Here is a 314-nt window from a genome sequence, read left to right on the forward strand (position 1 = left end):
AGGATCTGCAGATCGCCAAAGGGGTGTTGGCGAAAGTATAAAGGGGCGCCGCAGCGCCCCGTTTTCTCAGGCGTTGAGCACGAACTTCTCGATAGCGCGCGCCACGCCGTCTTCGGTATTGGCGCTGGTGACAAACTGCGCCACCGCTTTCAGCTCGGGAATGGCGTTGCCCATCGCCACACCGACGCCGGCATATTCGATCATCGCCGTATCGTTAGCCTGATCCCCCAGCGTCATGATGTTTTCCCGCGCCACGCCGAGGTGCTCGGCCAGCATTTTCACCCCGGCGCCCTTATCGACGTTTTTATGTAAGA

The 314-nt window shown here is 59.6% G+C and carries 1 protein-coding gene; it reads right to left on the minus strand.

Annotation, left to right across the window (positions count from 1 at the left end; all coding sequences use genetic code 11):
- Positions 1 to 66: 66 nt before the first annotated feature.
- Positions 67 to 314, minus strand: a 248-nt coding sequence (locus N825_RS35860) for an HAD-IIB family hydrolase (RefSeq protein ID WP_157619801.1), incomplete at its 5' end; no start/stop codon positions are given.

The organism is Skermanella stibiiresistens SB22 (assembly GCF_000576635.1).
Classification (GTDB): domain Bacteria; phylum Pseudomonadota; class Alphaproteobacteria; order Azospirillales; family Azospirillaceae; genus Skermanella; species Skermanella stibiiresistens.